The organism is Psychroflexus aestuariivivens, from assembly GCF_004010055.1.
GTDB lineage: Bacteria > Bacteroidota > Bacteroidia > Flavobacteriales > Flavobacteriaceae > Psychroflexus > Psychroflexus aestuariivivens.
Genome location: NZ_RQVT01000015.1, coordinates 1 through 18,631 on the forward strand (window position 1 = coordinate 1; position 18,631 = coordinate 18,631).

13 protein-coding genes are annotated in these 18,631 nt (G+C 30.8%); 7 read left to right on the forward strand and 6 right to left on the reverse strand.

Annotated elements, in window-relative coordinates:
* Positions 1-124 precede the first annotated feature (124 nt).
* From EIG86_RS02495 to EIG86_RS02520, 6 genes are all read right to left on the reverse strand, one after another.
* Positions 125-4,291: a glycosyl hydrolase gene (locus EIG86_RS02495; RefSeq protein WP_127844572.1), complete on the reverse strand. Its 4,167-nt coding sequence runs from the start codon at positions 4,289-4,291 to the stop codon at positions 125-127.
* 1,378 nt (positions 4,292-5,669) lie between these two features.
* The gene (locus EIG86_RS02500; protein ID WP_205030452.1) at positions 5,670-6,188 is read right to left on the reverse strand and encodes a carboxypeptidase-like regulatory domain-containing protein; all 519 of its coding nucleotides are present in this window, start codon (positions 6,186-6,188) and stop codon (positions 5,670-5,672) included.
* 57 nt (positions 6,189-6,245) lie between these two features.
* On the reverse strand, positions 6,246-6,434 hold the full coding sequence (locus tag EIG86_RS02505) for a hypothetical protein (RefSeq protein ID WP_127844574.1): 189 nt from the start codon (positions 6,432-6,434) through the stop codon (positions 6,246-6,248).
* Positions 6,435-6,483: 49 nt separating this feature from the next.
* Entirely contained in the window at positions 6,484-7,902 is a 1,419-nt protein-coding gene (locus tag EIG86_RS02510) for an RtcB family protein (protein WP_127844575.1), read from the reverse strand.
* A 487-nt stretch (positions 7,903-8,389) separates the two neighbouring features.
* Complete coding sequence (locus EIG86_RS02515) at positions 8,390-9,235, reverse strand: alpha/beta hydrolase (protein ID WP_127844576.1); 846 nt, start codon at positions 9,233-9,235, stop codon at positions 8,390-8,392.
* Positions 9,236-9,448: 213 nt separating this feature from the next.
* Complete coding sequence (locus EIG86_RS02520) at positions 9,449-10,036, reverse strand: DUF1684 domain-containing protein (protein ID WP_127844577.1); 588 nt, start codon at positions 10,034-10,036, stop codon at positions 9,449-9,451.
* 408 nt (positions 10,037-10,444) lie between these two features.
* Here EIG86_RS02520 and EIG86_RS02525 point away from each other — a divergent pair, with 408 nt between their 5' ends.
* The 7 genes from EIG86_RS02525 (at position 10,445) to EIG86_RS02555 (ending at position 18,468) form a co-directional block, all read left to right on the forward strand.
* Positions 10,445-11,653: a DUF262 domain-containing protein gene (locus tag EIG86_RS02525; protein ID WP_127844578.1), complete on the forward strand. Its 1,209-nt coding sequence runs from the start codon at positions 10,445-10,447 to the stop codon at positions 11,651-11,653.
* A complete protein-coding gene (locus EIG86_RS02530; RefSeq protein ID WP_127844579.1) occupies positions 11,646-12,668 on the forward strand; it encodes a HEPN domain-containing protein in 1,023 nt (340 codons plus the stop codon). The genes EIG86_RS02525 and EIG86_RS02530 overlap by 8 nt, the downstream gene beginning before the upstream one ends.
* Positions 12,669-12,965: 297 nt before the next feature.
* Complete coding sequence (locus EIG86_RS02535; protein ID WP_127844580.1) at positions 12,966-14,084, forward strand: tetratricopeptide repeat protein; 1,119 nt, start codon at positions 12,966-12,968, stop codon at positions 14,082-14,084.
* Positions 14,085-14,303: 219 nt separating this feature from the next.
* Entirely contained in the window at positions 14,304-14,768 is a 465-nt protein-coding gene (locus tag EIG86_RS02540; RefSeq protein ID WP_127844581.1) for an RDD family protein, read from the forward strand.
* Between the two features lie 272 nt (positions 14,769-15,040).
* A complete protein-coding gene (locus EIG86_RS02545) occupies positions 15,041-15,823 on the forward strand; it encodes an SH3 domain-containing protein (RefSeq protein WP_157983108.1) in 783 nt (260 codons plus the stop codon).
* Between the two features lie 156 nt (positions 15,824-15,979).
* Complete coding sequence (locus tag EIG86_RS02550) at positions 15,980-16,567, forward strand: hypothetical protein (RefSeq protein WP_127844583.1); 588 nt, start codon at positions 15,980-15,982, stop codon at positions 16,565-16,567.
* 146 nt (positions 16,568-16,713) lie between these two features.
* Positions 16,714-18,468 (forward strand): T9SS type A sorting domain-containing protein, encoded by a 1,755-nt coding sequence (locus tag EIG86_RS02555; RefSeq protein WP_127844584.1) that lies wholly within the window; start codon positions 16,714-16,716, stop codon positions 18,466-18,468.
* The last annotated feature ends 163 nt before the right edge of the window (positions 18,469-18,631 follow it).

The following is an 18,631-nucleotide window of genomic DNA, read 5'->3' on the forward strand; positions in this document are numbered from 1 at the left end:
ATTCTGATTAAGTAGAATTTTTTTAGGACAAGTGTTTCTTTATCGCTATATATTTCAAATAAAAACCATAAAAAAGCGGCTAATTTGAGTTAGCCGCTTTTTCTTAACTTCTAATAAATTTAGTTTATTCTATAATTAATTTTTTTACGACTGATTGAGATTTGCTAAAAACCTTTACCAAGTATAATCCACTTGATAGTTTTTCAACATTGATCTGATCACAGTTTTCTTCACACTCCAATACTTTGTTACCTAAGACGCTGTACAACTCTATTTTGGTGATTGGTACAATTTTAGATTCAAAGTGCAATGTAGTTGATGCGGGATTTGGGTATATTTTGATGTTATCATTGAAGTCAGTTTTTACAACTTTTGTGGTTTCACAATTATCTCCAACTGTATATGAAATATACTCAGTTACAGCCAATCCACCAGCAAAGGCAAATTTGCAAGCATAGCTAAGCGTAGTACCGTCTGTCTGTCCGTTTATGGTTTTTGAGAATGTTAAACCACCGACATTATCCATTTGTACTTCAGAAAAAGGAGTTTGTTCCCAAAGATATGCTACTACTCCTTCTTTATCTGTGTCCAACATCTCGAATGTAATTGTAACAGTGTTACCGACTGTTTCAAATGTAGCTTCATAACCAGTAGAAAATGAACCCTGTTGTGCTTCATCAGAAATTTCTGAACATGATACAACTCCAGCGACAGTAATTGAGAAGATTTGTGAAGTTGTCTGTCCCGACATGTCGTCGGTTGCTACTACAGTAAGATCGTGTACACCAACCTCTGGCGATTCATAATCAAAAGAGAAAGGAGGAGTTGTATCTTCTCCGATTTTAGTTGAACCATCATAGAATTCTACTAAATCTACCGTACCATCCAAATCAGTTGCTGTTGCATTTATATTAATGGTTTGTCCTTGCACAAATGTGGCTCCATTTGTTGGAGATGTTATCGATACTGCAGGATTTGTGTTACCAGTATCTGAAACTAAAATCAAAACTTCATCTGTTGCGGTAAAAGTTCCATCACTTACGGTTAATTCAACCTTATATACACCTTCTAGTAAACCAGAAACATTTGGTAACATCGCTGTATTGTCATCAAAAGAAATGGTTGAAGGTCCGTATAATTGCTCCCAGGAAAAGGTAATACTTTCTCCCTCGGGGTCAAAGCTTGCAGAGCCATCCAGACTTGTGGTGGTAGCGGGTAAAACAACAACTACATTTTGTCCAGCATTTGCAATTGGTGGAACAAAATCAAGTTCGCTAGCATACGTAAAAGTCATTTCACCTAAATTGAATTCTCCATTCGTTACAGCCAGACGAAGAATATGCTCTCCCTCTGTCAGTTGAACATTATTAAATGTGATATCCTGCCAGCTATCCCAGTCGCTTGTAGTTGGTAATGTAAAATCTGGACTAACAATATTTCCATCAATTTCAAAATGAAATGGACCACCACCGTTTGGGTTTCCTGATGAGTACCTTAGATTTACATCATAATTCCCTGAATCGTCGACATCTATAGTATACTCTAACCATTCTCCAGAAGCTATCCAGCCTACAGTTGGTCCTTCTTGTGTGATTTGTGCAGCATCCACATATTCATTAGTTCTGTAATCTCCTTCATTGTTTTGTGATGAATCGAAATAAGAAATATTTTGACCAATTCCACCTTCAAAGGCATCATAATTTCCAGCTTGAATCGTTCCCGGTATTTGAAAAGCTTCTCCTAAAAATGGGACTTGTTCACCAACTTGAATTTCGATGATATTAGTGACATTAAATTGATCTCCTACAAATACTTTTGCATACATATTATGAATTCCTAAAGTAAGATTATTCGCTGTCATTTCATAGGGAGCTGAGTTATCTTCACCTAAAGAGGTTTCACCATCGAAAAATTCAACCTTAGTTATGCCATTCCCTTCCACTGTGGCTGTTAGGTTTACACTTCCATTTGGAAAAGCCTGATAAAAGTCTGCAGATAAAACTCCAGAAACTTCTACATCTTTACTAGTCACCATTTCGTTGGCTGGAACATTTAAGATATAACCGTCTGAGAAATTTACGGAAATTGGTGAATCTGAATAATTATGAGCCACATAAGTAGTTTCATCACCTAACACAAATGAAGCTGCAATTGGATAATCCGCAGTTACATTTGTATTTACAGTTCCTAATGCATTCATAGAATGAAGCCAATGGTAAGTTTGTGCATCCGAAATCCCAAATTTAAGCCCGCGTTCTGGATAGGAATCATACAAATCAATTGCTGCTTGTGGATCTGTAAATGAAAGATATTTCCAGTAAGTGTCATGCCAGAGGTTAGGATTTGCTTCATTATTTAGTATTCCTGTGTTGACTGAAATCTCATTCCACAGTGATTCTGCATATTGAACATTATGACCTAAATACAGAGAACCTCCATGGATTGGATAAAGTTCAATACCATAAGCCGCCGCAATATCAGAAGTCCAAAAAGTTTGGTTATCATAACCATTTCCCCAAATTCTTGAAGCTACACTATATCCATAACCTGGTTTAAAAGTTCGTTCATTAACATCAAACCAATATTCTTCTACGGCTGTTTGTTCTGTAGTATAAATATAAATTCCTAAATCTCTGATATCATCATTTTCAGTAATTGCTCCCCAATGAATCAATGAAGAAGCAAACTGCATGCTTTCTGAAGTTGACTCCTGGTCATTACCAAATGGGAAAGTTGCGAAACCATTAGCCCAACTGTGTCCAGCATATGGACTGAAATTTCTTAAATAAGGAAAAAGTGGATCATTCCGATCTGTATTTGCAGCATCTCTTATTAGAGTGTTAATCATTTCTCCGTACTGATTAGACCAACCAGGTTCAAACTGTTCTATAAATGAAGCTGCATGAATGAAATAACCCCAATGGAAATGATGGTCATTTAGGTTGCTATCTTGACCATGACCTGCGGGATAACCCAGCATTGAAGTCCAAGTATCATTATAATAAAAAAGAAAAGCTACTTCACCAGACTCTGCCGTAAGCCAATCTTCTAAACGTTCTTTGATGGTGGAAACTATTTTATTTCTGGCAACTATATCTCCAGATTCATCAGCAATACGACCTGTTTGTATTAACCGATTCATCATTTGACCTTCGTTATAGGTGTCAGTCCATGTTGCCAATCCATCGTTTTCAATCTGTGAAATTTTTTCATTCATCAATACAGGATTAAAACTATCGCTATAATTATCAACATAGGGTAGTGTAGGCAAAATCCCCTTAAAGGTGTTTTCTACAGAAAAAGTATTGCCATCTAATGTTTTAATTTCTCCTCTAATTGAGCTAAATGTGTATCCGTCTGGTTGAGCAGAACCTGGGGCTAAATAATCCCACTGATGTGGTAAAAGTCCTAACAAGACGTTTGTTTCAGATCCTTCTTTCACATCAGTTTCCACATTGAATTCTGTCGTAAGTTTTGATGAACTTTCATCGTAATTCCAGGATGTAGTGGTATTGCTTGGAAAAACATAGGCATATTTTTTATACTCATTTGCTAAAGTTGAAACATTGGTCGATGATGTGGGCAGGTAAGCCATAGACCAATAATTTTCTCCGTTTAACGTTGATGTATAAGTGTTTCCAGACTGAGTCCAAGTGCTTCCTGTTGGTGCGTAAATTGCAAAGTCTGAACCTTGGTGAGAGTCTGTAATTGTAATCATTTCATTATTAATAGTGACATTCCCTTCATTGATTTCAATTTCAGCAACATCATTTGAATTTTTGTTGAAGTAAATAAAAGGCATCGCTATTCCGCTCGTTGCTTCCAAAGAATGATTAGCATTCGACCAATTCATCGTGACTGTCCAGTCTGTATAATCTGAAACTGTTGCTTGGGTAGCGTTTAAATTTGATACACCAACTACAATTGGCAATGCGTCGTCTATAGGCTGAGTACTTCCATTGGGAGTTGAAGTCGGAACTATATAACTGACAACCAAACCTTCGTTAATCGTTCGCATTGCCATTGGGTAATTGAATAAATTACTCACATGGTTTTCTTTAATTAATTTAGACCACCAATCATTTGTAGGGACTGGTTTTCCTAATGCGTTTCCGATTATTTGTGGGGTTCCAGATGGAAAATCGTTTCTGCCTGCTTGGTCAGTTCCTGGAAATACAGTAGTATATCCCCCATCACCAACTGGTGTGAATTGTGCATTAATTTGTGGGCAAAAAGCAAACATTAGTAATAATAACAATACCTTGATGGTATTTTGATAATTATAAGTCATAATTTTTAAATTTTCCGCAATATAATTTAAAAATTTAGAGGCATTTGTAACATCAATGTTATACAAACTATACAAAAACTATTATTCTGAAATTAATAAACTAACACACCTATACTTTAACCATACACTTAGCTTGACTGAAGTAAATACTTAATAAATGGATTTAATCCACATTCTAGAATTCTACATTCTACTAGCTATATTTAGATTTGAAATTGTAAAATACTTTAATAATGCTGGAACTAGAGTCAATTGATTATTTTAAGAAATTTAGTACAATTTTAAATTGAAAATCCTCTAATCGAATATATCAGAAAGATCAAATTAAGGCTTAAAATCACTTCAAATTCAATTACGAAAAAATAAAGAATAATTTGTTCTGAAAATTTAGTCTATAAAATTATTGGCTAACCTTTGTCAATATATTTCAAGAAGATATTGAAAATTCAGCCCAGAAGTACTGAATCGAATTGACCAAAAAATAAACCTTACATTCAAGGAACTGTTATGTTTTTCAAAATCAGTCTTTAACGATCTAAGAAAAAAGGTCAGACTTTAATGTAAGTCCGACCCTGGTGAATTCAGGTTATATTTTACACGGAATAGTGTCTTTTAAGAAAAGGTTTTTGTTTAAACTAATTTTTTAATTTGATTCTAGACCTGATATATTTCCGGTTTTGTAATTTCGAAAACTAGGGTTCAGTATTTTTTTACAAATATTAGCTTCAACACAATGTCTAATTTTAATATTTAATTTTTTGCGCATTTTCATTCATTTTTATGGTTAGTAATTTTCAACTTATTTCATAACCCACTTTATTTAATTCCAAACAATAGATTTTGATTTCTCTTTTTTATTTGGTGCTTAGTTTTAATGGTTTAATGTCTCTGCCATCTTAACTTTTAACTATTTAGGAATAGAGATTTGACCTGTAACGTCTTTTTGAATTCCATGCATAGCCTTTTGTTTCTTCTGATCTTTGTGTTAACTGATTTGAATTTAATGTTCTCATGATTAATGTTTTATGTTGTTATACTTAAAAGACGTTCAAGTTCTATTTATGTTACAGTACTTTGTATAACAAGGTACTATTTTAACTTTTATTAACAAAATTAGATAGAAGAGGTGTACGCAATAACTTGTTTTGGGAAGCTTGTGGATTTCAATTATTAATTAACCAAAGTAGCTTTATCAGTCTATGTATAATAAGCTATTTGAAATTTTTCCCTCAAACCTTCGATTTAGTATCGAATGCTTTGATATATAAATTCATTGAAGGAAGTTGTGATTATTGGTTTTTACTTTCAGAAAATCCTAGAACTTCGATTTCAGATTAAATGCCGAATTGAGTTTTATGTTGTGTTGTATCGCGTTATTTTATTCCTTAAAAATGTTTTTTATACCGTTCCATATTCTTTTATGTAATGGCGTTTTTTCTATAACGATAAATTCAGTCACTTCTCCTTGAAAGAGTGAAACGTTTATTTCTCTATTTTCTTTATGTTTGATTAAATCTGAATCTATTGTTATTTCTTTAGTTTCAAATCCAATATGAAAGTAACTCAAAGTTATTTTGCCTAAAGAATCAAGCGGTTTTGTAACATTAAGCCTATAATTTCCATCAAAATCGGTTGAAGTTCCTATTTGAGTACCTTTAATTATAACATTTGCGCCAACTTGAGGCAAACCATCTTGATCTGTTAATGTTCCTTTTATATAAATACTATCTTTTTGAACTCTTTTTTTCGTATTGTTATTCTTATCAATTTTTTGTTTTGTATTATTATCAAAATCTTTTTCAGTTTGTTCAGTTGGAACAGCATTAACCTTTTCGCTTTGTCCAAAACCTTCTAAAGATAGCAAGCTAAAAAGTCCAATATAGATACCATTTAACAAATTTATTCTCTTTGGTTTTTGCTTTTTATTCGGAACTTTTATTTGCTTTTTATTATATTATCCACAAACTTTACCTTCTGTAAATAAATGAATTTCTGCAACCTCTGAATCACTTTTATTTCTAAAATCAATTACGGTATTCTGACATTTTTGGCATAATCGTCCTCGTTCATTTTCACGCATATCAGTCCAAACCTGATTACAACTTTTAAGGTTTGAAAGATTTATTTTCGTTACTGAGTTCATTTTTATAATGTGCTACAATTTAGATCTATTATTCAATAGTTAACAAAAATTACTTCTGTCTGTTGTCATTTAGTGTCTTTTTTTGCTTTAGTTTTTGTTCTCGCTTTTTTCTTGCTTTAACTTTCCATGGTGCATCAATGTCCCAATCTCCAGCCATTATGCAACCGTAAGGTAAAATTTCATCAATGACATTTCCTAAATTAAACGCTTTCATTTGTTCCTGAACATTTTGAGCATTTTTGTAAGCACTCGGAAGTTCTGAAATGTCGATGTGTTCAGAAAAAAACCTTATATCCAAGCCTTTTGTTTCTTCTGCAAAAATTGCTTCTTTTGTTTTTCCTGTTTTACTTTTTTTATGTTGCGTTCTACTTGTATTTCTCCCTGCGCCATGTGGTGCAAATCCAAGATTGTTTTCAGTAGTTTCGCCTTTAGCAATCAAGACAGGTTCACTCATATTTAGTGGAATTAACCTTAGTCCATCTTGCGAATCTGGGACAAATTTATCATCTAAAGGTGTTGCTCCTTTTGCGTGATAAAACAAATCTTCGTCTTTGAAAACAAAATTGTGTTCATTCCAAAATCTGTTTACCGGTTCAGTATTTAATTTTTGATATGTTGCATCATGAATTACAGTGTGATTGAGTTTTGTCCAATCTCTGATAATTTGAAGTGCTTCCCAATAAATTTTGCCTTCTTCTGTATCATAAGGAATCCAAGCATTTTTTGCTAAGGTTTTTGGCGATATTTCTTTTCTAAAATATTCAGCCAGTTTCATTCCTGTTGAATATAAGATAGCTCCAAATCCACGACTTCCGTGATGAGTAACCATTATTGTTTCGCCTGTGTTTTTAGAATTTCCTATAAATAGAAAATGATTTCCATCGCCTTGAGTTCCTAAATGACTTTTTGCAAGGTTCAAGCTTTTTTCATTATTAAGGAACTTATTATCTTTTATTCTTTCGAGAAGTTCTTTATCTAAATCAAAAAAATCATCTCGACCACCTCCTCCAAAATGAGTTATTGATTGTGCGATATCCAAGGCTTTTTTAGGATCAATCATACCAAAATTAGTCATCATTACTGAACAACAAATATCAGCACTATGCATTGCTGGGTGAATTGCATTCCTAGTTGCTACAATACCGCCAACTGGTATTTGTCCTTTTCCACCAGTAGGACAAGCATCAGGCATTACTGCTCCTTTTACAATAGTTGGGGTTTTCATTAACTCATCCATTGTTTGAATGACTTGTTCTACATTTGAATTTTCGTCTTCAGATTCAGCTCTAATATTTTTAAAATAGTTCAGTGGTTTTTCGTACGGTTGAATAATTTTTGGACGGACGGAGTTGATATAATCAACCAAGCTGTCGCCTTTCAAATTATTTCGATTTGCGTACTCAATTACTTCTCCAAACCATTTGGAGGGCTTGAATCCTAATTCAATTAATGTTTGTCCTGTTATCATCTACTTAATTTTTAAATCTACATTAAAATTCATTAATCCAGTTTTTTTCTAACCTAGCAGCCTTGTTTATCAAATCCTTGCTAGAAAATTAATAATTATTTTTCGATTATTGATTTTACTTTCAGAAAATCCTAGAACTTCGATTTCAGATTAAATGCCGAATTGAGTGTTATGTTGTGTCGGTATAAGTCTTTATTAATCGAGAGTAGGGGACTTGTTTATTTCCATGTCAAAATAAAATACATAATCATATGAAAACTTAGTGGATATTAGCTTGTAAAATCGATTTCTTACTTTCCTATAAATTTAATCCAGTGATTATAATTCCAAGTCCGATTCAATTTGTTACTGAGTCAACATTATCTTGACTATAATCTTTGAATATGATAAATAGTGCAAAAATAATTCTATCGTAAATTTTCTTTATTTATTAATTTTTGTGCTATTTAGAATATTTATTTTATATCTAAATATTAGCCATATTATGTTAAGTTGCTAAAATTTCACTAATAATTTCTGTAAACTTTTTTTGCCACATTTTATAGTCATGTCCACCTTCAAATTCATTAATTTTCAATTCCAAATCAAGTTCTTCAAACTTTGATCTTAAAAACGCTGCATCTTTCTTTAAAAATGAAGGTTCCTTGCTTCCGTACTCCAAATAAACTTTAGGATATTCAACACCTTCTTTCCAAGCATTTGTCTTTATATCTCCACCGAATGTTGAAAAGCAAAGGTAAGTTCCTATCGTATTTGGATGGGCATTTAATAAACTCATTCCAAAACCTGCTCCATTCGAAAATCCATAAAAATACCTGTCTTCTTTATTTAACTTTTGATTAAACTCATTTTCTGCTTTTGGGATTAATTCATTTTTAAAATACAACATATGGTTTTTAAACCGATCTCTCAATAAAGAATCTTCGCTTGTGCTTGCATGGTCATTAATATATTCAAAATTCCGATATTGTAAATATACTTTATCTTCATTTCCTCTTTTAACACTTGTGCTGTCAGCAATTTTAGAATTTGAATGACTTGAAATTAATATCAATGGCTTTATTATTTTATTTTCAATTAAAGAGTCTAAGGTTCTTTTGTAAAAACTATTTTCAATTTTTGTGCTTCCATCGGTTCTATACAATATTGGATATTTGACTGTCTTGTCAAAGTCTTTTGGAAGATATACATTGTGCTTTCTATACTCATCCAAATGTTTGCTATAAATTGAATCAGTAAACATTTTAGATTCTAAATTAGATCCTGATTCATTGGATTGACATGAAACTATTGTTAGCCCAATAATTACGATTATTAATAGTCTTATTTTCATAGATTGCTTAATTAGAATTGGTTAAAATTTCTTTCTTTTTATCAAATATATACTATTGTTGTCATTAAGTTGTATTAAATAAATTTTATCCAGGATTTTGGTAAGCTCAATTTCATCGTTTTTTGAATGTCAAAAACAAGATTTTGGAGTAATCAATTCTAGGTAGATTTGGATTTAGCTGAATTCTCAACAATTGAAGTTACTCACATAGTTTCAAAGCTTTATCCCAGCTTTAATTTCTATGTCCAAATCATTTTCTGCAGGCGGCTTAGGGCAAGAATAGTTGTGGCTATAAGCACAATATGGATTGTAAGCTTTATTGAAATCAATTACTATTGAATTTCCATCTGGGATTTCTAAGTCAATATATCTTCCACCACTATAGGTTTGATCTCCGTTTGTTAAGTCTGTAAACGGCAGAAATAAGTCGTTTTTATACTCCTCTATTTCTCTCAATCTATGACTTTGATAAATATTTAATTGAAATTTCTGATTATTAATTTCGAATATTGCAATCCCGAATACTTCATAAGTGGGTAACCGCTCCGATGAAGTTTTCATTAAGAAAGGAGTAGGGTTTTGGATCTTTTCGAATTCAGCCTTTACCTTGAAATTTTCGTCAATGGGAAAAAAATCATGTCCTTCAAATTTTTTTATTTCCTTTTTTGAAAGTGGTGATTTATCAGGATTTTTATATTCTTGAGTCAAATGATTTTGAAATTCAATGATAGAATCTTTGTGTGTTTGAGCTTCTGTAGACAATATCTGAAATAAAATAAACAGGCTAATTATTATTTTCATGTGTTTAGTGTTTTAAAATTAAGAGAAGGTTTTTATGTATCTCACCATGGCGGGAAAATAAGTATTTTTTTTGACTAAGCTCAAAATATAGCATTTTAACTGAATTCAAACTTAGTCGGAATCCAGTATATATTGGTTGTCTTTATTACCGCTTTTTTATAAAATCCTTATTTCTTTAGACTATTTTTTATTCAAATATTTTGAATAAAAATGCTTGGAGATTAGTTTAAAACAAAAGTATATCAGGAAGAAAAACAAACTTTTATAAGTACATAAAGAGAAACAATCACTTATTTATCCGTTTACAAACGTTTAAATACGACTAAGAAATATAAATAATATATATTTGGTGATGTTAAGTTATTATGCTCCAATTGACAACAGAACAAATTAAAAATAAAAAGTAATATGAGTAACGAATTATACGAGAATGAAAAAGTTAATCTCTCTGAACAAAATGTTGGAAATGAAGTTAAGTTGACAAATGAAGAGATTAATGAAAAGTATAAAAAAGGGGAAGTAAGAATTATTACTGAACAAGCTCGTTATCCATTAAGCACTATTGTTAATATGGTAAATAGTGAAGATTATATTCTAAACCCTGAATTTCAAAGGAGACACAGATGGGATGCAATTCGAAAATCAAGATTGATAGAATCATTTATTATGAATGTACCTATTCCACCAATCTTTCTTTATGAAAAAGAATACTCTGTTTATGAAGTTATGGATGGATTACAGAGACTCACAGCTATTTCTCAGTTTTATGAAGATAAATTTGAGTTACAAGATTTAGTCGAATGGAAAGAATTGAACGGATTTAAATACTCTAAGTTACCCGAACAAATAAAAAAGGGAATTGACAGAAGATATATTTCTTCAATAATATTATTACAAGAAACTGCAAAATCTGAAGCAGAAGCCAACAGATTAAAGCAATTAGTTTTTGAAAGAATTAACAGTGGTGGAGAAAAATTAAAGGCTCAAGAAATAAGAAATGCCTTATTTCCTGGAGGTTTAAACTACTTAACAATTAGTCTTTCGCGAAACAAATATTTCTGCAAATTATGGAATATTCCAGAACCTGATGAAACTGAATTAGAAACTGGCCAAGCTAGACAAGTGGTAATTGATAATAAATACTTTAAAGATATGTCTGATGCTGAACTTGTACTTAGGTTTTTTGCATATCGTCAGATTGAACAATGGCAAGGAAATACAATGGAATATTTTCTAGATGAGTTCTTGAAAAAAGGTAATGAACAGTTCGATGAAAGTGTTTTAAATAGTTTAAAAGAATTATTCAATGAAACTGTGAAATTTGCATTTGACCTTTTTGGAGAAAAAGCATTTTGGCTTCATAGAAAAAGGGAAGATAAATGGTTTCACTACGAAAGACCTACGAAAATATTGTATGACCCATTAATGCAAGTATTAGCAAATAACCTAGACAAGAAAGAAGAAATTTTGGCTAAAAAAGGAAGTATAATTGCTGGTATTGAAAATTTACATAAAGAAAAGTTTGAATCTTTTAAAGGTCGTGACACTAACAAAACTAAAGTTACGGAAAGAATTGATGTTCTAAATGATTATTTAAATTCCTTTCTGAATGAATAATATTTTAAGTGAATTTCAAAATGAAATGGAGTTGCTTAAGTTTTATGTTGATTTTCAAAATAAGAGTTATAAGAATCAATCAAAGCTTGAAAAAGTTAACCCAGATTCTGTTTTTAATACGTTAACCATATCAAAAATAAAACAATTTGATTTTAACTCACATATAATTTCAATCTATGGAGCTTACGAAAATTTTATAGAACAACTTTTGGTTAAGTACTTAACTGAAATTTGTCTAATTACCAATTCATATGATTTGCTTCCTCTAGAAATACAAAAAAATAATGTAAACAAGACTCTAGAGATTATTAAAAAACTTGATTACAGAAAAAACCGAAACATTAAACCTGAAAAAGTAATTGAAATATTACATAAGAATATTAATGAAAATTCATCTACGATTAATATAAATGCCTTTAAAAATCATAATGCAAATTTTAGAATATCAGTTGTAGAAACTTATTTTTCAGAGATAGGAATAAAAAACATATCTAGTTTAGTTAGACAATATGATCCTTTAAAAACTTATCTAAAAAATAATATCTCAGATTACGCATCAAAAAAGAGTTCTATTATTTTTCAACCTTTAGAACACGTTTGTGATCTAAGAAATGATATTGCACACGGAGTTAGTAATATTCAATTGATAAATAAGACAATTTTATTTGAGTATATCGATTTTATGAATATCTACTCTACTGCATTATTTGAATTAATTAATGACAATTATTTAATGAAAATTTACGAGCAAAACAATGATGAAATTGAATCTATAAAAGTTTTTAGCAATCAAATCCTGTGTTTAAATACAAAAGGAAAGTTAATCAATAGAAATTCCAAAATACTGGTTAAATCTGAGAATCATTTTCCAAATGTTTATTTAACTAATATCGAAGACATCCAGCAGGATAATAAAAGTATCAACAATACTGAAGTAGGTAAAAATATTGAAATTGGAATTAAGCTTGACAAAAAAATAAAGGATACTATGAATTTTAAACTTATAACTGAATAAAAACGACTCACAACAACCTATATAAAAAATAGCGGGTTTGTTGCTATAACAAAATTAAAAGTATAAAATTAAGTTTTATTATAACCCAAAAGTTCGTGCTTCGAAATCGCCTACTTTTCATATACTAAACGTTAGGCACAATCCACCATAAACTCATAGAAACTTTAGTCCCTCGGCTAACGTAAAATTAAGTAAATTTAGGGTTTAAAATGAGGTTTTTTTAATTGAATATAACTAATTGATATTCAGTAGTATGTTTTACGTTAATCAGAATTTTGACAAAAAATTAAAAATAATATGAAATTAAAAGGAATAATAACAATCGGAATTTTAATGATTGGAGCCATCATTTATGCACAAGAAATTAAAAAAGATACTGTACAAAAAGATGGAATTAAAAATAATATTTCTACTACTAAAACAGGAATGTATAAAGGAACTAAATCCAAAAATGCTAAAGCTCTTTTTCAAAAGGCTTTAAAATTTTCAGAAAAACAGGACTTTCAAAATGCTGAAAAATATTATTTAGAAGCATTAAGAGAAGATCCTAAATTTGTAGAAGCTTATGATAATTTAGGAAGATTATATCGAAGAATTGGCAAATACGATAAAGCAATTTCTAATTATAAAAAATCAATAGAATTATATCCAAATGGTATTATGGCGCATCAAAATATTGCTGTTGTTTATGGAATTAAGGAAGAGTACGAAAATGCAATAAACGAATACAAAGAAATTATAAAATTATCACCTGATAATCCTGAGGGATATTTTGGATTGGCAAATTCTTATATGATGGTTTCTAAATTTGATTTAGCTTTAAAAAATGCTGAAAAGACAGTTGAAATTTATAAACAAACAGATTCTCATTATCTGAATGAAGGATATTATTTAACAGGATTGATTTATTATTATTCGGGAAATACCGAAAAAGCGAAAGAAAATCTCTTATTAGCAAAAGAAAACGGAGCAAATATTGACCCGAATTTAGAGAACGAAATATTCTCAAATCATTCAGATAATGACAATATTCAGTTAAAAACAAAAGAAGATTATGCAAAATATGAATCAAAAGTAATTGAAGATATTAATTGGATAATGAACACTCCATTAAAAAAAGATAGCCAAACAAGAAAAGAGAAAAGTGCTTTTCTTATTAAATGGATGAGCGGAAGTCCAACTGTTTCTATAGAATTAGTTTCTGGAATTGTACCCTTGGGATGTGCTGACTGCTTAATGTCTTTTATGAGTGGTTGGACAAAATATAGTTTAGAAAATGATTATTCTGACAATAAAGTAAATTGTGCAATAGCAGGAGTTGAATATGCTATAGAATTTTACGAAAATAACAAATCAGAACTTGGGAAAAACTCTGATATGGAGAAATTAATAAAACAACAGAAAAGGGAAAACTAAAAAAACATATTGAATCAAAATTCTAAAAAAACTACCTGCAACAACCGCTACAGTTCATTGCAGCGGAAATTCCTGTGTGCTTGCTAACTTTTGGTTTATGAATAATTCTGCCGAAGCATTCCGCTACGAAACCATAGCCAAGAATGTTTTCTCAGATGCGATTTAAATTCTAAAATAAGTTTTCAATTTAAAATGATTGACTCGACAAAAAAATAAACAATGCTTAGGACATCACATACATTTTCGACTGCAACCTTTACCATTAGGCTATATGCAGCCTTAATTGATTTTTTCATACTTACTATCTTGATATTCGTTATTAAAACAGGTTTTCCAGATTTCAGCAACACCTTGTTTTTTAATAAAGCCGAACCGTTTGTAACAGGCAACACTAAGAATTGGGTTTTGAGTAAAAGTAGTCTTATCGGCGTTTGGATTATTTATTCAATCATTGTGGACTGCTCGACAGCGCAAGGAACACTTGGAAAACAAATGATGAATATTCAAGTTACGGACGAGAACGGAAATCGAATATCATTAAAAAAGTCAATAGCCAGAAACCTATTCAAGTTTATTTCATATGCAATTATTGGACTTGGATTCTTGAATGTTCTATTTGATAAGAAAAAAAGAGGTTGGCATGATAGATTTGCAAATACCTTGGTTATTAATGAGCCAATTTAAAGACTTATTTTTATGACAAGAAGGAAAAAATAGAATTTGTAAACTAAAAAATATTAGGGTTTACAAATTCTTCATATTATTCTTGTTTCCTGAATAAAACACTGCTAGCAATACTTTAAAGATCATTGCGGAGTTCGTGACTGAAATCGAAGTTTTCTGGATTTTCTGGGAGTTAAAATCGGAAATTGAAAAATAATGACTAATTTTCAACCAACAAGCCATTCATAAAAACGTTGACATTTATTATGAAAATGAACAAACTAATACTAATAATGTTTCTTATAATTTTTAAAATAGGATTTGCTCAAGAAACCAAATATCTATATGAAAATTTTGAATTTAAAGAAGGAGAAGTTGCATATATGTTTGGTAACGATGTTAAACTTCGAGACCAACCAAATACTGAATCTAATGTTTTGACTCTTTTAAAAATTGATGAGCAAATAGAGATTATAGAAAAGTCAGAATCTAAAATGGAATTTGACGGAATTGAATCACCTTGGTACAAAGTAAAAACAAACGATAAAGTTGGATTCGTACTTGGAAACCTGATCTCACTTGACAAAGCTACCAATGGAAATTTAACTTATTTAGTATCCTTGAAAAAAGACGGACTTAAATTGTTTGTTAAAACAAGGGTTTTGGAAAACGGTTTGGATTTTAAGGAGAATATTTCTCAACTTATGACTGGCGAGTTTTCAATAAAAGCGACTGGAAATAAAGGACTTGAAAATATAAAAAGTATATTTCAAATCGACTATTTAGCAGAATCTTGCGGAGTAAACGGCGGTGGAATTTATTTGTTTTATGATGGCAACGACATACAAAAAGCAATTGATTATACGCAAGTTGCTGACGCTGACTTATATTGGTTTTTCGAGGATTATATTTTCCCAAATGAAGAAGATGGAATAAAGGGAAAAATAGTTTACAAAAGTGAGGTTGGAGAAACTAAAGATTATGAAACGGAATGGACTGAATCCAAAACCACTCGTAGAATTTTAGAATGGAATGGAAATGAAATTATTCCCAAATTAGAAACTGAAGAAAATTAATAACGTTTTCCAATAATGACTTTAAATAATTGCTTGTTTCTGCCTAATTCTAAAAATCCTCGCGGATTTTAAGTTTGGTGTGTACTTGCTAAACTAACCGCTAAACCATGCAACTACAAATAGCCTAAACGTATAAAGCATATAAAAAACAACATCATGAAATCATTAGTATTCGCATTATCCTCATTGATTCTCTTTGCATTCACAGTAGACAAGGTTGAAGATTATCTGTCAGTAAAAGGACCATTAACATTCAACAAGACAGATTTCCATTTGAAGTGGAGCGACAAGCCAAACGACGAATATTACATTCAAGAATACTTACCCAAAGACGAATCACTTGAAAGCTTCAATCAGATGTTGACGATTCATCTTTTTGACACAGATATTGACCTAGAAGGTGCTGTTAGTCAAAAAGTTAGTGAATTAGAAGAACGGAAAAAAACAGACCCAGTTTGTAATTATCAAGTAACTGAAAGTCCTGATGGAAAAGAATTTATAGTTGATTTTTTACTCGGAGAAAGTAATGATGATGAAATGACAATTGTTGAGTTTAATGTCTATCACTACAGACAAGTTGACTTGAAAAAGAAAGATAAAGGAATTGCCGTTCTTGCCTACTCAAAGAGAAGTTACGGAGATGACATAACTGAATTCTTCAAAACACTCAAAGCTGAAAGAAATGCTCATTTAAATGAAATGATTTCAAGTCAAAAACCTTCGATTAAATTGAAAAAGAAATAAAAAAACGCTACACACTAACGGCTAAGTTATTAAGTTAGCTTGAGTTTGAAAAATGTTTCTTGTGAATTTGTTATGTAAAAAATTAACTTTTATATCTTACCCAACCAAATCAACTTAGAGCCATATTGTTAACCTAAAAACTCCACATGAATCAAAAAATATTTCTCATTACTTTTTTTGTTGCGTTTACAAATATGTATTCTCAAAACTTTCTACCTTCATGTGAAATGATTTTTGAAACACTAGTGGCTTCAAGTTCTGATGTTGGAGACTATGATAATGATGGTGATTTGGATATCATTATAATGGGTTTCAATTCAGGGACGAATTACACATTAGTGTATAATAATGATGGGACAGGTAATTTCACATTAAGTCCAATAACATTTAATGATAACTATAGAAATGGGCAAGTAGAGTTTATAGATTATGATAATGATAACGACTTAGATATTTTTATTTCGGGATTAGTAGAGTCTGGAACAAGTAAATCAAGACTTTATCAAAACAATTCTAATGTTTTTACAGAAATACCGTTCGCATTTGCTGATAATATTATAAACAATCAGTTTGCTTGGGGTGATTTAGATAATGATGGTGATTTAGACTTGCTGCTCATGGGAAATTCTGAGGGTTTTAATGAATATGCTTACTTGTATAGAAATGATGGTAATAATAATTTTACAGAAATGAGTCAATCATTTTTGCCTTTAAGTCAAGGGAGTATTGTTTTTGCAGATATAGATAACGATGGTGATAATGATATTGTAACAGGAGGTTTGAATTCACCTAATTTTACTAGTCACTTAGAAATTTATGAAAACAATGGCGATTTCAGTTTTACTTTTCAAACAAGTCTTGAGGGGTATTTTAATGGTGATCTAGAGTTGAGAGATTTTGATGGGAATGGTTTTATAGATGTCATTAAAAATGGTTCTACAGATACAGGTGATTCTACTAAAATGTATTTAAATACGGGAAGTTTTATTTTTAATGAAAACACTTCAATTGGTTTAACCTCGGTTGGAGACTTTGCAAATATTGTGTCTGCAGATTATACTGGAAATGGAGAATTGGATTTCTTAGTCTCTGGAAGATTACAGCCATATACTCAATTATTGTTTTCAACTTCAATTTTTGAGAATAGTGGTAATTTGTCATTGGCAGAAAATACAACAACCGGAATCTTAAATAATGCTTTCAATGCTATTGAAATAGGAGATTTTGATAATGATCATGATACAGATATTTTCGTTCTAGAGAGTAATGTTTCTAATACATATACCAATCAATCAGGTATCCAAAATACAATTCCTAATCCACCTCAAAATCTATCTTCCAGCGTTACAGCCTCTGATGTAGTTTTGAATTGGAGTGATTCTACAGATGATGAATCGCCAGCAAATCAATTAACTTATAATATTTATGTAGGAACAGCTTTAGGAACGACAGATGTCGTTAGTCCAATGTCGAATTTGAATACAGGCTACAGAAAAGTTGTTAGTATAGGGAACTCACAGTATAAGGGTCTGGCAGTTTTAGAGAATCTACCTAATGGAACTTACTATTGGGCGGTGCAATCTATAGATAATCAATATGAAGGTTCTTTGTTTTCTGTTGAACAAACATTTACAATTAATAATCTAAGCTTAGATGAATTTGATAATAAAATACCGGTTAAATATTATCCTAATCCTGTTGATAACCGATTAAATATTTCATCTCATCAAAATATTGAAAAAGTTACAATAAGCTCTTTTACAGGTCAAACAGTGAATACACTTTTAATTGACGATTTAACCAGCTTTTATATTGATTTCACTAATTTCGATTCAGGGATTTATTTCGTCTCTTTATTTTCAAGTAAGGGTGAAGATGTCATAAAAGTTATTAAAAAATAATACTCAGCTACCGCACGATTGCATTGTGTGGTTTTCCACATTTTACTTGAACATAAAAATACAATGTCAAAGTTGCTGATTTTGAATTAAAAAACCCCAACTTTTAATACTGACCATATAATTCATATAATAATCGTACAATTTAGAAATTAAAAAACCCTAA

Excerpts from the sequence above, each read along its gene's own strand:
- EIG86_RS02495 (WP_127844572.1), bottom strand. The coding sequence starts at position 4,291 with ATGACTTATAATTATCAAAATACCATCAAGGTATTGTTATTATTACTA.
- EIG86_RS02505 (WP_127844574.1), bottom strand. The coding sequence starts at position 6,434 with ATGAACTCAGTAACGAAAATAAATCTTTCAAACCTTAAAAGTTGTAAT.
- EIG86_RS02510 (WP_127844575.1), bottom strand. The coding sequence starts at position 7,902 with ATGATAACAGGACAAACATTAATTGAATTAGGATTCAAGCCCTCCAAA.
- EIG86_RS02515 (WP_127844576.1), bottom strand. The coding sequence starts at position 9,235 with ATGAAAATAAGACTATTAATAATCGTAATTATTGGGCTAACAATAGTT.
- EIG86_RS02520 (WP_127844577.1), bottom strand. The coding sequence starts at position 10,036 with ATGAAAATAATAATTAGCCTGTTTATTTTATTTCAGATATTGTCTACA.
- EIG86_RS02525 (WP_127844578.1), top strand. The coding sequence starts at position 10,445 with ATGAGTAACGAATTATACGAGAATGAAAAAGTTAATCTCTCTGAACAA.
- EIG86_RS02530 (WP_127844579.1), top strand. The coding sequence starts at position 11,646 with ATGAATAATATTTTAAGTGAATTTCAAAATGAAATGGAGTTGCTTAAG.
- EIG86_RS02535 (WP_127844580.1), top strand. The coding sequence starts at position 12,966 with ATGAAATTAAAAGGAATAATAACAATCGGAATTTTAATGATTGGAGCC.
- EIG86_RS02540 (WP_127844581.1), top strand. The coding sequence starts at position 14,304 with ATGCTTAGGACATCACATACATTTTCGACTGCAACCTTTACCATTAGG.
- EIG86_RS02545 (WP_157983108.1), top strand. The coding sequence starts at position 15,041 with ATGTTTCTTATAATTTTTAAAATAGGATTTGCTCAAGAAACCAAATAT.
- EIG86_RS02550 (WP_127844583.1), top strand. The coding sequence starts at position 15,980 with ATGAAATCATTAGTATTCGCATTATCCTCATTGATTCTCTTTGCATTC.
- EIG86_RS02555 (WP_127844584.1), top strand. The coding sequence starts at position 16,714 with ATGAATCAAAAAATATTTCTCATTACTTTTTTTGTTGCGTTTACAAAT.